Raw genomic sequence first — 13,914 nt, forward strand, 5'->3', positions numbered from 1 at the left:
AATATCACGTTAGGAGTGCAATTTGTTGCCCAAAATTTGGATGAGGGATCAGGGGATTAGGGGAAGTAACAAATGACAAATGACCATTGACAAATGACCATTGACTAATAACTACCCTTTCCCGCCTGTAAAGGTGGCGCTTTGGATAAAATAGCGGTTGAAGAAAGCATATATACCTAAAGCAGGCAGAGTAAAAACCATAGAAGCCGCCATGATGTAGTTCCAATAGCTAATGTATACACCTTTGAAGGTGTTCAAGCCCAAGGGTAAGGTGAACATTTCGGGGTCAAATAAGATGACAACAGGTAGCAAAAAATTATTCCAACTACCCATAAAGACGAAAACGGCTTGGGCTGCTAGGGCTGGTTTTGCTAAAGGTAAGACAATATATCTAAAAATCCCAAAGGTAGTTAAGCCATCTAGTTGTCCTGCTTCTTCTAGTTCTCTGGGGAAGTTGATGAAAAACTGCCGCATCATAAAGATAAATGTAGCGTTAACCATCCCCGGCACAATCATGCCTTGATAAGAATTTAGCCAACCGATCGCCTTTAAAATCAAAAAGGTGGGAATCAAAGTAATTTGCGCTGGGACTGCCAAGATTGCCAAAATTAGGAAAAACCAGAAGCTTTTACCAACAAAGCGCAGTCTAGCTAAGGCATAACCCGCCATTGAGTTAAATATTAAGTTTAATAGTGTCACACTGAGGGCGATCGCTACACTGTTAAATAACCAGCGCCAAAATAGTGGTTCTTGTAAAAAGATTTGTTTGTAATTATCTAGGGTAAAATTTTGCGGGATGAAATTACTGCCGCTGTTGACAATCTCTGACAATGGTTTAAATGATGCCGACAATGCCCAGAGAAATGGTATTAAGGTAATCACGGCATAAAGCGTCAGCACCAGATATAACAATACTTTGAGCCAAGGAATGCGAGAAATTGTAGTCACATTTTTTCACCTCCAAATAACCGCCGCTGAATTAAAGTCATCGTAATGATGACTACGGCTAATAAAAATGCGATCGCTGCTGCATAACCCATCTGTAAATTGCGAAATACCGCTTGGTAAATCAGCAACACCAAAGTCAGCGTCGCATTATTCGGCCCGCCAGTCCCACCAGAAAAAATATAAGATTGGTCAAATAATTGAAAAGTCCCGATAATTCCGATAGCGACAACAAAAAAAGTGACAGGCTTGAGTAAAGGAATCGTCACGTAAATCAACTGCTGCCAAGTATTTGCCCCATCCAGTTCCGCCGCCTCGTACAATTTTTGGGGGATATCTTGCAACGCCGCTAGATAAATCACCATATAAAACGGCGCAGTTGACCAAATATTCATGATCATGATGCCTTTGAGTGCCACAGATGGATCACCCAACCAGTTATAAGTAGGTAAACCCACAAAAGCTAAACCATCGTTCAGTAGCCCATCTGTGTTGTATATCCACATAAAAATCAGCGTCAGGACGGCGGAAGAAGTGACTGTGGGCAAAAAATAAAGGATGCGCCACCAATTTTTCCCGCGAATCCCCGAATTGAGCGTTACCGCCAAAACTAAAGCCAAAATAGTTTGGCAAGGTACGACAATGGCGACGTATTCCGCCGTATTTTTCAAAGCAATCCAAACGCGTTCATCTTCAACTAAGCGGCTGAAATTGCGAAAGCCGATAAACTCATACTTAATTCCGCCGAGAAGCTGTACTTTGTGTAACGACAGAAAAACGGCGTAGAGAATAGGTAATACAACAAAAGTTCCCAAAATCAGAATAGTGGGTGCGAGAAACAGATATCCAGCCAAATTTTCTGTCAGATTTTGCCGCCTGCTAATTTGGAACATAACTTAACCTCTGCCTAATTCTGCACAACCTAATTGAAGCGATAGGTAGTGCATGATTATTTATGTTACATCGGAGATTGTGGCGATCGCTTATGTAAGTTAACTGCATATCTCAGTTTGGGAATAATAGATTTGGTTATTGTCAGGAGACAAAATGTCATATACAGCCTACTTAAGCTCTATCAAAAATGAACTGCAAAGAACAGGTAAAGCCAAAAAAAGCTTGCGAGTTAAAACCATCATGGAACAGTTTAGTTATCAACGCAGAAGCCAAGCATTCATAGATGATTTTAATACCATTCTTGATAACTTAGGGCTATGTGCTAATCCAGCTTTTGATTTATATGTTCCCTTAGACACCAAAATAGCTATTTCTCTCAAAGGTGTAGAAATTTCTGAAGAATTTTTATCATCTGAAGTAATTTCTCAAAAGCTTAAAGAAACAATTCAAGTCAAACATGATTTCTTTTACTATTTATTTGACTTTGGTTCTGATCAAGAATACGAACGCTTCCAATCTTGTTTAGATTCAAATCAACCTATGGGGATTTTTCTCATTCCCCAAGATGTAGATTTCTTTTCAGATATTGTCGTCAAAATCTTTAATTACGAGTTGATTAGGAAATTTCAATATCAAGGGTTAACTGAAGTGGCAAGTTCTTCTGTCCGCCAATTCGCCACTAATATCATTGACTCTGATGATGATTGCGAAAATGATAAGGAAAGTTCTATTAAAGGCGCTAATATATTTCATTTCTATCGTTCAACCATGACAAGTGTCATACTTGGAGGTACGGGCTTAGAATTACTAGATTCAGAAAAATTTGATGAGCAATTTGAACATATATCTTTGTCTTTAAACAAATATAACTCTACACAGTCTTTTCTTTTATTTCATTGTCCATCATTATTAGAAATTCAAGCCCAACAAAAAGAAGATAGTTTAGGACATTTAGTCGATACAGTTGCCAGTAAAATCCCTTTTACTTTTACACTGAGATGTAAATATTCTCAGGAAGCTGCTATTGAACAAAAAGAAGAAATCTTAGCTCACTTCCGGCTATTATTAGAACTTCCTTATTACCAAACAGATGAAGATGATGTCTCTCTACTCAATTATTTTTTAGAACTTCAAAAAGCTCAAATCCAAGCTGAATCACAACTACTACTGAAAATCAAACCTGAACATCTATATCATCTGAAGTGGCAGCAAGAAAGCAGTGAATACATATATCTGAAATATTTTGCCATCAAAACTTTAGAAAGTTTAGGATATGAATTATCTCATATCGGTTGTGAGGTAGAGTTAACTTCTCAAGAAGATGATAATACAGATGAGGATGAATATGAAGAATATCAAACTGAAAAAGTAGAAGTATATGTCAAAAATAAAATTGTTGTGGAAATAGAAACTCTCAAATATCAAGAGTTTGCTGATAACAATCTGTTTTTTGATATGATTAAGAGAATTTTACGAAAATCTCAGGTATGGCCAAATAATTTAGAAAGTGTCTGGTTAGTAGTACCAGGATTTGAAATTGCTCGCAACTACTATCAACTGAAAAAGACTAAAGAAATTTTAGAATATAAACTAGCAGAATATTATGGTGCTAACTTTAAAATTATAGTTATGACACCAGATTATGAAAAACATCAACTAGTACCTGTATCATTTGAAAAAATTGAATATCCGACTTTTGAATATAGGGTTAAAAGAAATGTCACCAGACACCTCACACCAGTTGTCAAACAAGTAAAGCTGGACTTTAGCCAAGTCAAAGGATTAAATGAGGAAAAAGAAAAATTAAATAAACTGCTCAAATTACAATCTAAAGGACATAAAGGTGCAATTAGTGGCATTCTGTTTTATGGATTACCTGGATGTGGTAAAACATTACTAGCTAATGCTTTTGCCAATGAATCAGGGCGATATTTCTTTAAGTTTTCTCCAGCTGATATTATCAGTGTATGGATAGGTCAAAGCCAAAAAAATATTCGAGATATTTTTGTCCAAGCTAAGAAAAAAGCCCCTTCTGTATTATTTATCGATGAGTTAGATAGCATTGGGTTTAACCGTAATGATGAAAACTCTCATACTGACCAAAGAGCCACAATTAATCAATTATTGATTGAACTGAATAATATCAAAAATAGTGATGTCATAGTTATTGCTGCTACTAATTATTTAAGTGGTATTGATAGTGCCTTGAAACGTTCTGGCAGATTAGATTGGAAAGTTCCTATTTTTCCACCGAACCAAGCAGAAAGAGTCGATATATTTAAGCATTATTTATCACAATTGAATGTGGAACAATCAGTTAATTTTGAGATGTTAGCAGAGAAAAGTAGTAGATTTACTTCATCTGATATTGAGTTAGTGTGTCGAGAAGTCAACAATGCTATTTTGCTGGAAGAAATAAATTCATATCTCACAACTTCAGATGTGATTACTTATATTCATAATCTCCAAGATGGCGGCTTAAGTTTGACCCAAGAACAGGTGAAAGAATTTTTGGAAGAATGTAAGCAACTGAGTGTCAAAAATCCTAAGTTGGAGACATTAAAATTAGAGTGGGAGCTTGATTAGAAACATCCAAAAAATTTACATAATATATTGGATTAAATAAAATTTAATCCAATATATTATGTTACTACTATAACTAGCCTGAACAAACCACTGAGACGCAGAGAACACAGAGAGAGAATTTTTATTTAGAAGTTTCTTAATCCATCAGTTTAATTTGCTGATTTGCTGCATTTTGCGCCCGTAACATTGCTTGCTGTAATGTTTGTTGTCCTAATAAAGCACTGACAAACTGATTATCAAAATTATTCATAATTGCTGCGGGATATTGACCAACTTGCCACGGTGTTGCATAATTCACACCTGCAACCAATGGTTTTCTGAGAGGATCTTTGTCATAGCCTAATTGCTGTGCTACAGATTTCCTGGTTGGTAGTGCAAATCCTGTGGCTGTCCATTTTTGCATTCCCGCTTTACCAGTCAGGTAAGAAATCAACTCCCAAGCGGCGGCTTTATGTTGAGATTGCTTATTCATTACATAGGCGACAGTAAACACCATTGTGCCTTTTTGATGATTAATTGTGGGTAATTCTGCGGTAGCAAATTCGAGTTGAGGAAAGGTTTCTTGTAGGTAAGGAATCGCCCAGTTTCCTTCAATCACCATCGCTACTTTACCCTGTCCAAACATTTCGCTACCTGAGTTTGTACCGACATCAGATTTTTGAGCAGAGGATTTATCTTGTTGATACTGGTCGATAACTAATTGCAATCCTTGTAAACTAGTTTTACTAGCAAAGGTAGCATAACCGTTCTCATCGATAATTTGTCCGTCGAATGCTTTAATTTTATATACCTGACGTGCTAATTCAGGCAATTCACCAAAACCATATTTGTTGAGCTTGCTTGTTAATTTTTGGGAATAAGAACGTAGTTCTGACCAATTACTTGGCGGAGTATTTAAGCCTGCCGCAGCAAAAGATTTTGTGTTATAAAACAGAGCTAATGTAGAATAGTCTTTCGGTAGCCCATAAATATGGTTTTGGTATTTAAAACTATCTAAAAGGGTAACTTCAAAGTCTTCTATCTCAAATTCTGGCTGAATGTAATTATCTAAGGGTTCCAAAACATTTTGACTCATCAAAAAAGGCGCTTCCAACGCATCAAGATAGAATACATCAGGAGCCGCATCTCCCACCAAACGAGTTTTAATTACGTCCATATATTGGTCGGAAATAACTTCGTATTTAACTTTGATGTTGGGACGCTGGGCTTCAAAGTCTTGCAGAACTTGTCTTAATAGCTTTTGCTCAACCTGGGAACCAGCCCAGCCACTAAGTTTGACGGTGACGGCGTTGGCGGTTGGTTGTTGTAGGCTGTGACAGCCAATAATAGCGATCGCGATCGCTATGACTACACCCAAAAATCTCCACAAGCTAATTCTTTTCACGGATGGATGACAGTAGCTTTCACTTCACTTATATCGTCTGTAGCTGAGGACAGATGTTTAACAAATCTGAATTTTTGTTGAGATTAAGCAAGATAAAATAACGAAAAATTATAACCAAGGCTGATGAGGCAATTTCGATTCCTCAATATTTCACTCAAACTGCGCCCAGATGCGTTACTTCAAACATAACTATGGATTCTGTTCAGGTCGAAACAGCGGCTTCTCTGACTCTGGAAATATCCCAGATTGTTACACCAACAACTACACTTGTTCCTAGCAAAAAACCTGTCTTCCGTATTTCTAAGGATACCATTCGTACTAGTTTACGAGCCTCTACGGTGGATGCTGTTTTAGCAACGGTATTTGGTATCACTACTGGCGGTATTTTACTCAGTAATTTCCTGGTGGAATTAGATGCTAGTCCAGTGGTATTTGGAATGTTATCTTCTATACCCATGCTGGTAAATCTCATTCAGCCTTTGGGTGCTTATTTATCAGAACGCACTACTAGCCGTTTTCGGTATGCGCTGAGAATATATGGAACTGCGCGGTTACTGTGGCTAATTTTAGCGATCGCTATTGCTATCTTTAGTTGGGGTGGTATCAGTTCACAACAGTTAGTTGTGATGACGCTGTTGATTGTTTTAGCCACTCATCTTTTAGGAGGTTTGGGTTGTGCATCGTGGATGAGTTGGTTAGCGATGATTGTTCCCCGACGATTGCGCGGTAGATATTTCGGGATTCGCAACAGTGCGGTTAGCTTGACTAATTTAATTTGTCTGCCTTTAACTGGTTTAGTGGTATCCCATTGGTATGGGGGAAATATCCAAGGTTATGGGGTTGTGTTGCTAATTGGGGTTGTGTTTGGCATTGTTAGCATCGGCTGTCAATATTTCAAGGTAGATATTAATCCCCAATTGCAAAATTCTCTGGGTTCTACACCTATAAATAATACAGATGAATTAGTTGTTGCACCTACTATTAGTATTTGGAAAAACTCTAACTTTTTAATATTTTTGATTTATATATCTTTATGGATGTTTGCTGTTCACTTGAGCGCACCTTTTTTTAATCTCTATATGCTGGATACTCTGGGTATAAATGTTAGTTGGGTGACGCTTTACGGCAGTTTGCAAGCTGGGGCTAACTTGTTGATGATGATTTGGTGGGGCAAATTAGCAGATAGAGTTGGGAATCTGCCTATTTTAATTTTTGTGGGAATTATGGTAGGACTGACACCAATTTTTTGGTTGGGAATTAGTGCTAGTCAAATGGATATTTGGCTATGGTTGCCACTTTTACATATTTTGGCTGGTGTGACTTGGGCAGCCATTGACTTGTGTAATAACAATTTGCAATTAGCGATCGCACCAATTAAAAATCAGTCAATTTATTTTGCGATCGCGGCGGCTGTGGCTGGTGGTAGTGGCGCTTTAGGCACCACCATCGGCAGTTTCATCGCCCAATTTGCTATTTGGGATGGCTTACTGGGATTATTCGCTATTTCTGGCTTGTTGCGCCTAGCTGCACTTGTACCACTGTTTTTTGTGCAAGAACCAGGAAGATAAAAGGCAAAAGGTAAAAGGCAAAACAAATTTCAACTTTTGCCTTTTTACTTTTACCTTTTTACTTTTACTCAACTGCGGTAGAACTCAATGTCATTGACTCCCACAACATCATTGAAGGGGCGGTTGCAACTGGTTGGTGTAAAGCAATTAGCTGGGACAAAGTATTCTTTAACTGAGTCCGGGGTACGATATCGTCCACAAAGCCATGCTTGAGTAAATCTTCAGCAGTCTGAAAATCATCTGGCAGTTTTTCCCGGAGGGTTTGCTCAATCACTCGCCGACCAGCGAAACCAATGGTTGATTTAGGTTCTGCCAAAATGATATCGCCTAACATGGCAAAACTCGCAGTTACACCACCAGTGGTGGGGTTAGTCAAGACAGGAATATACAATAATCTTGCATCACGATGGCGGTCTAAAGCTGCGGAGATTTTCGCCATCTGCATCAGGGAAAGCATACCTTCCTGCATTCTTGCACCACCAGAGGTGCAGACAATAACTACAGGGTAACGTCGCCCAGTTGCTTGTTCAATTAAGCGGGTGATTTTTTCGCCAACAACGGAACCCATACTACCACCCATAAAGCGGAAGTCCATCACGCCCAAGGCTACGGGCATTCCGTTGATTTGTCCTAAACCGGTTTTTACCGCGTCTATGAGGCCGATTTTGCTTTCCGTTTCCCGGAGGCGATCGCTATAAAGTTTGCGATCGCGAAATTGTAAGGGATCAGTCGGACGCAAATGCTCATCTATCGGTTGCCAAGTATTGTTATCTATCAATTGGCGGATGCGTTCATCACTGTCTACCCGATTATGATGTCCACATTCAACGCAGACCATTTGATTAGCTCTCAAATCTTTTGTATAGGTTAAAACACCACACTTAGAACACTTGTGCCATAACCCATCAGCAATTTCCCGTTCTTGCCGTTCCAGGTTGGTAGAGCCTGATTTTCTTCGATTTGCAAACCAATCAAACAGAGACTTTAAACCGCGTGATTCTTCGTTGTTTGCCATTTTTATCTTATTCAAGTGGGTATGGGTCGAAAACAGTCTTTTGTCATTAGGAACCAGTGCTTTGGGGAAACAATGCTTTACGGAGGTTTCCTCCGTTGTCGCAACTGTCGTCGGTTCTGCCGACTTGGCGCAACTGGTGTTCATTTGTGATTAATCAAAACAAATGCCTGATGACTACATAGCCAAAATTACGCTTATAAGCAATTCAGACCTTATTTTGTATCTTTGGTTGCCAGCTTAACGAAAATGCTTATACCAATACAAGTCTCTCGCGGATATCATTTTGTAAATGTATTAGCCAAGTCATCTCCATTGGAATACCAACTCCCCCAAAAAGATGCTGTTACCCAACCCTAGCGGCAAGCGGCTGTCCCCATATTTTGTAAATATCGTGCTAGTTTCTGAGCAGTTAGCATCTGTGGCTTTAGTTTTGCCAACGGGTCTCTTTCGTTAAGAGGGTAATACAAGTCACAGGCTGATATTATCAAAAGGTGAAGCGGCGATGGCGTAATGACTGTTACAGTCGTTAGGAATTGTAAGTGCTTTCTTAAGCTATAAACAGAAAGCCGATAAACAATATTATTATAGTAGATCACGCGATCGCCTGGCCTGATTTATCGGGTGTGTAAAGTTTACCTACTTTAAATTTAGTTAATTGGACTGCAAGGCAAATTGCAAATAAGCCGATAATATTGCCTGTCCAGTAAAGACAGTGATGATTGCGCCTAGTGCTAAAAAAGGGCCGAAGGGGATTTTTACTCCAGTTTTTTGAGGCGATCGCACAAGTACTAATCCACCTATTAATACTCCCACGGCACAGGCAATTAAACTAGCCAAAAGTAAATACCGCCAACCTAGCCAAGCGCCCATCATGGCGGCTAATTTGGCATCTCCCGCACCCATTGCCGTTTTACCTAACACAATTGAACCACCAAGGGCGATGCCATCAAATAGCCATAAGCCAATAACTGCACCGACTATTCCCATCATCAGGTGTCTGATTATTCCTACCCCGCTGGCTTCTGGGACAAAACCGCTAATTATTTGAAATCCTAAACCTACGACTAATCCCGATTGCGTGAGGACGTTGGGGAGAGTCATGGTATCTAAGTCAATTAAGGCTAAGGCTAATAACCAACTACAAAAAGTCCAATATCCTAATGTAGCGATCGAAACTTGAAATACTAAAAAAATTGCCAAAAAAATTATACCCGTTATTGCTTCTACCACCGGGTAACGAACAGCAATTTTGCTTTTACAATAACGGCATTTTCCGCGTAACCACAACCATCCCAGCACAGGTACATTGTCATAAGCTTTTAGCTGGTTTAAGCAATGGGGGCAACGGGAAGGTGGCCAAAGAATCGATAACCCCCCAGGGATTCGATAAACGACAACGTTGATAAAGCTACCTATAGATGCACCCAAGGCGAAAACAACAATCATCGCCGGAACAGCCATTAAAAAGTCCATATAGTCATTTGTCAAATGTTCTGTGTCATTTGTGCTTTGTCATTTGTCATTTGTCAAATGACCACTGACCATTGACTATTAACTAATACATGTGGGACTCAATTTGATTTAAAGGCACAAAACATTCTTGTGGTAATAGAACTGGTTGGTGAGTAAAAATCACCTTACCCCGATGGGTAACACGATTAATTGCTACCCCGGAAGGCTGCCCGGCGATTTCTGGATGTACTTCACAATATGTGTAGTAAATCTGGCCAGCTGCTCTGATGATTGCGGGATCAACCAGAGGTGGCTGGATTCTAGAGGCGGTGAAATTAGATGTATCTTGTCGTAAAGCGTACACTATGTTACTGCTATCTACTTACTAGATTTTGTCTATAGTGTACCCGAAACTTCTTGTAAAGATTGCCAATTTGGCGAGTTTCTCTTCAAAGAATTATTTCTCTAATGCTTGAATGAGCGACTTACCCATTGCTTGGCAACCCAAAAGATTCATTCCTGGTGACATGATATCGCCTGTGCGATCGCCTTGTTCTAAAACTTGCAATACAGCTTTTTCTATGCTATCTGCTGCTTGTGGCTGATTTAACCCGTAACGTAACATCATCGCCGCACTCAAAACCTGTGCTAGAGGATTGGCTTTATCTTGTCCTGCAATATCAGGCGCAGAACCGTGGACTGGTTCATATACGCCAGGGCCAGAAGCACCCAAACTAGCCGAAGGTAACATCCCAATACTGCCAGTCAACATCGCCGCAGCATCAGAGAGAATATCGCCAAATAAGTTACCTGTGACAATCGTATCGAATTGTTTGGGAGCGCGGACTAATTGCATGGCGGCATTATCGACGTAGAGGTGAGACAGTTCCACATCAGGATATTCGGCAGACAGTTTCGTGATGCGATCGCGCCACAACTGCGATACTTCTAATACGTTGGCTTTATCCACCGAACAGAGTTTACCGCTTCTTTTTCTGGCAGTTTCAAAGGCAACTCTACCGATGCGTTCAATTTCTGATTCGCTGTAAACCATTGTATTTACACCGCGTTTCTCACCAGTCTCAGTTTCAAAAATTCCTTTGGGTTTACCAAAGTAAATTCCCCCAGTGAGTTCCCGCACCACCATGATATCTACGCCTTCGACAACTTCCCGTTTCAAAGTCGAAGCGTCAATTAACTGGGGCAAAATTTGGGCTGGACGTAAGTTGGCAAATAGTCCCAAACCTGCCCGTAGTCCCAACAAACCAGCTTCCGGGCGTTGGTGAGATGGTAGATTATCCCACTTATAACCACCAATAGCGGCGAGTAAAACAGCATCACTGTTACGGCAAGTATCTAAGGTTGCAGTAGGCAAAGGTTCGCCCGTTGCGTCAATGGCTGCACCACCAATCAAAGCTTCTTGAAAGGCAAACTCAATATCAAATTTTGTCCCTACGACTTTCAGCACATCTACCGCCACTGCCATAATTTCAGGGCCAATGCCATCGCCGGGAAGTAAGGTAATGCGGTAGTTTTGAGTCATAGCTAGTTTCTATTAGGTAAATGCTTGCAGATTAAATATCATACCGAGCAAGATGTACCTATGGAAGCTTTAATTTTTGCAGTGAGTATTAGCGGTAATAAATGCTAAATGTGACTAAGCTCACTCAAGCTGAAATTACAAGGTTAAGAATAGAAGCCTTGACAAAAGCTCTTAGCCCTGCCGGAATGGCAGAATTTATGCAGCAATTTGAAAAAGGTAGTAGAGATTACACAAAAAATAGAGATCAAATTTTAGGAAATCCAACAATCGATGACATCTTTGGCAGAATTGGAGAGCATCGAAAAACACAGGAGGAGGGCGAATAATAAACTAATTTTGACTAAGTTTAATAAAGTGACAGTTTTTAGTATTTACCCAAAGATTAAAAAAAAACTGTTCATCAAGATTTTTTACTCAGTTTCTTGTAATGTTTTTGATAAAAGTAGCAAGAAATAAAAAAGGGTATGAATTTTAATCAAATTGGCCAAGTTGCCGTTGCACTTTTAACAGGGTTTGGCTTGAAAATCCTAGGTGCGATCGCTCTGTGGATTGTCGCACAGAAATTGATTGATTTTGCGCTCAAGTTGATCAGACGTGGTTTCCGCAGTCAACACGTTGATCCAACTCTAGTTAACTACCTGCTGAATATCATTGCCGTAACTTTAAGAATTGTTTTAGTTGTGGCAATTCTCGGCTTTTTCGGCATTGAAACCACTTCTTTTGCCGCATTGTTAGCCGCCGCAGGTATAGCCATTGGTGCAGCTTGGGGTGGATTGTTGGCTAACTTCGCGGCTGGGGCTTTTTTAATTGTGTTTAGTCCCTTTAAAGTTGGGGACTTTATCACAGCCGCAGGTGTCACAGGCACAGTTACAGAAATTGGACTGTTTACCACTAATATCACCACACCAGATAATGTCTTAACAATTGTCGCCAATAATAAGATTTTTTCTGATAATATCCAAAATTTTTCCGCTAATCCCTACCGTCGGGTTGATTTGCTGGCTCAACTGCATCATGATGTGAATCATAATGATGCGATCGCTCGTTTAAAAGCGAAAATCAGCGAAATTCCTAACGTGATCAACAACCCTGCACCAGATGTTGAAATTATCACCTTTAATTTAGCCGGGCCAGTCTTAGCAGTACGCCCCTACTGCAATAACGAACACTACTGGCAAGTTTATTTTGACACTAATAAAGCCATCCGGGAAGCCTTTGGTGAAGCTGGTTATCCCATACCCGAACAACGTTATGCCTTTAGCAGTCAATCCACAAATGGTACACCAAATGATGGAAACTCTGCGATTTCATCTGCATCTATGATGAGTTAAGTTTGCCCTATCCATATCAAATTTAATTTGTCAAACTCTTTCAAAAAATAGAATATTTGTGAACAAGTAGGTAAGTTATTTGCTTTACCTACTTTTTTAAAAGCCTAAAATGTTATTAGCTGTATATTTAAACACTGAAGGTTAATTGGACATTAACTCAGTTTCAATTTCGGAAACGAGCCTGACAACAATGCTAGAGAGAGGCTAGGTTAGTGTGTAATTAACCGCCGTACTCTAGCAGCTATGGTAAAAGAATTAGCAATTCGCACCTGTGGACTCACTAAGCAATTTGAACGGTATATAGCCGTCAATGATGTTGATTTAGAAATCCAAGCGGGTGAAGTATACGGACTGATAGGGCCGAATGGCGCGGGTAAAACAACTCTCATCCGGATGTTAGCAACGGCTGAAGAGCCAACAACGGGTGAGATTTATATTAATGGCGATCGCATGGTACGGGATAAGAGTAACCCCACTATCAAGCGTCGTCTTGGCTACTTACCCGATGACTATCCGCTGTATGAAGATTTAACAGTCTGGGATTACTTAGATTACTTTGCGCGGTTGTATCGTTTACGCGAACCACGGCGCACTCAACGTCTCCATGAAGTTTTAGAACTTATCCAATTAGGTAATAAACGCAACAGTTTAATTTCTACACTGTCGCGGGGAATGAAGCAGCGGCTAAGTTTAGCACGCACTATCATTCATGAACCAATTTTATTACTCCTAGATGAACCTGTATCTGGACTTGACCCCATCGCCAGGATGCAGTTCCGCGAAATTATCAAAGCCTTGCAAGAAGCAGGGATGACAATATTAATTTCTTCCCACGTTCTCAGCGACTTAGCGGAACTGTGTACTTCGGTAGGAATTATGGAACTAGGTTTTTTAGTAGAAAGCTCTTCACTCAAACAACTTTATCAGCGCCTTTCACGCCAACAGATTATGTTATCAACATTGGGAAAAATAGACGCTGTAATTAGTGAATTGAAAAATCATCCTTTGGTAGAAGAGTGGGAGATCTTACCGGGAAATCACAACATTAGAGTAAATTTTTCTGGTGATCAAGCAGCTTGTGCAGAATTACTGCGATCGCTGATTCAAGCTGGTATTCCCATTACTGATTTTCATTGCACTCAAGAAGACTTAGAAACCATTTTTCTCAAGCTTGGTCATAAACAAGCATCCTGACA

12 protein-coding genes are annotated in these 13,914 nt (G+C 39.9%); 5 read left to right on the plus strand and 7 right to left on the minus strand.

The window, feature by feature from the left end:
* Positions 1-111 precede the first annotated feature (111 nt).
* Positions 112-948: a carbohydrate ABC transporter permease gene (locus NCWK1_RS01725; protein WP_103123487.1), complete on the minus strand. Its 837-nt coding sequence runs from the start codon at positions 946-948 to the stop codon at positions 112-114.
* Entirely contained in the window at positions 945-1,838 is an 894-nt protein-coding gene (locus NCWK1_RS01730) for a carbohydrate ABC transporter permease (RefSeq protein WP_096581908.1), read from the minus strand. Before NCWK1_RS01730 ends, NCWK1_RS01725 begins: the two co-directional genes overlap by 4 nt.
* 154 nt (positions 1,839-1,992) lie before the next feature.
* Here NCWK1_RS01730 and NCWK1_RS01735 point away from each other — a divergent pair, with 154 nt between their 5' ends.
* Positions 1,993-4,425: an ATP-binding protein gene (locus NCWK1_RS01735; RefSeq protein WP_103123488.1), complete on the plus strand. Its 2,433-nt coding sequence runs from the start codon at positions 1,993-1,995 to the stop codon at positions 4,423-4,425.
* Between the two features lie 136 nt (positions 4,426-4,561).
* On the opposite strand, the gene NCWK1_RS01740 is transcribed toward NCWK1_RS01735, so the two are convergent.
* Positions 4,562-5,809, minus strand: coding sequence for an ABC transporter substrate-binding protein (locus NCWK1_RS01740; protein ID WP_103123489.1), 1,248 nt, complete (start codon positions 5,807-5,809; stop codon positions 4,562-4,564).
* A 191-nt stretch (positions 5,810-6,000) separates the two neighbouring features.
* On the opposite strand from NCWK1_RS01740, the gene NCWK1_RS01745 reads away from it, so the two are divergent.
* Positions 6,001-7,377: an MFS transporter gene (locus NCWK1_RS01745; protein ID WP_103123490.1), complete on the plus strand. Its 1,377-nt coding sequence runs from the start codon at positions 6,001-6,003 to the stop codon at positions 7,375-7,377.
* 64 nt (positions 7,378-7,441) lie between these two features.
* Here the strand turns inward: NCWK1_RS01745 and accD are convergent, their stop codons facing one another.
* From accD to leuB, 4 genes are all read right to left on the minus strand, one after another.
* Positions 7,442-8,392 (minus strand): acetyl-CoA carboxylase, carboxyltransferase subunit beta, encoded by a 951-nt coding sequence (accD, locus tag NCWK1_RS01750; RefSeq protein WP_096581900.1) that lies wholly within the window; start codon positions 8,390-8,392, stop codon positions 7,442-7,444.
* A 651-nt stretch (positions 8,393-9,043) separates the two neighbouring features.
* Complete coding sequence (locus NCWK1_RS01755; RefSeq protein ID WP_103123491.1) at positions 9,044-9,865, minus strand: prepilin peptidase; 822 nt, start codon at positions 9,863-9,865, stop codon at positions 9,044-9,046.
* A gap of 82 nt (positions 9,866-9,947) precedes the next feature.
* Positions 9,948-10,208 carry a hypothetical protein gene (locus NCWK1_RS01760; RefSeq protein ID WP_096581896.1) on the minus strand — a complete coding sequence of 87 codons (261 nt, stop codon included), beginning with the start codon at positions 10,206-10,208 and terminating at the stop codon, positions 9,948-9,950.
* 93 nt (positions 10,209-10,301) lie between these two features.
* Complete coding sequence (leuB, locus tag NCWK1_RS01765; protein WP_103123492.1) at positions 10,302-11,387, minus strand: 3-isopropylmalate dehydrogenase; 1,086 nt, start codon at positions 11,385-11,387, stop codon at positions 10,302-10,304.
* A 101-nt stretch (positions 11,388-11,488) separates the two neighbouring features.
* Here leuB and NCWK1_RS01770 point away from each other — a divergent pair, with 101 nt between their 5' ends.
* The 3 genes from NCWK1_RS01770 (at position 11,489) to NCWK1_RS01780 (ending at position 13,912) form a co-directional block, all read left to right on the plus strand.
* The gene (locus NCWK1_RS01770; RefSeq protein WP_103123493.1) at positions 11,489-11,713 is read left to right on the plus strand and encodes a hypothetical protein; all 225 of its coding nucleotides are present in this window, start codon (positions 11,489-11,491) and stop codon (positions 11,711-11,713) included.
* A 138-nt stretch (positions 11,714-11,851) separates the two neighbouring features.
* A complete protein-coding gene (locus NCWK1_RS01775; RefSeq protein ID WP_103123494.1) occupies positions 11,852-12,718 on the plus strand; it encodes a mechanosensitive ion channel family protein in 867 nt (288 codons plus the stop codon).
* A 243-nt stretch (positions 12,719-12,961) separates the two neighbouring features.
* On the plus strand, positions 12,962-13,912 hold the full coding sequence (locus NCWK1_RS01780) for an ABC transporter ATP-binding protein (RefSeq protein ID WP_103123495.1): 951 nt from the start codon (positions 12,962-12,964) through the stop codon (positions 13,910-13,912).
* Positions 13,913-13,914: the final 2 nt, after the last annotated feature.

Origin of the sequence: Nostoc cycadae WK-1, from assembly GCF_002897135.1 — a bacterium.
Taxonomy (GTDB): domain Bacteria; phylum Cyanobacteriota; class Cyanobacteriia; order Cyanobacteriales; family Nostocaceae; genus Nostoc_B.